This is a genomic window from Bradyrhizobium sp. 25ACV, from assembly GCF_054863005.1.
In genome coordinates, this window is sequence record NZ_JAVAYO010000105.1 from 1 (window position 1) to 270 (window position 270).

Sequence of the window (270 nt, forward strand, 5' to 3'; positions counted from 1 at the left end):
GTGTCGTGCAACTCCTCAGCTACGGCGTAGGGGCTCGTTTCGTCCTGATCGAAGGTTGCGACGCCGCCGTCTGGTGAAGTGAATTCGACTCCATCGTCGTCTGCCTCCACGTCCCAACCAAGGACACGAGCGTGGTGAATCACGTCCGCGAGCAAATGCTCATGCAGTTGTCGGTGGGTGTCGAGCACTTTGGCCGATACCGCTGCCTGCCAAACACGGGCCTCGTTCACCGCGCGTAATAGGCGGCGGGCAGCGCTTAGCCCACCGACG

At 61.9% G+C, this 270-nt stretch carries 1 protein-coding gene; it reads right to left on the reverse strand.

The genetic code is table 11. From position 1 onward, the window contains the following. On the reverse strand, positions 1 to 270 hold a 270-nt coding region (locus RAD04_RS38755), incomplete at both ends, for a hypothetical protein (protein WP_461627977.1).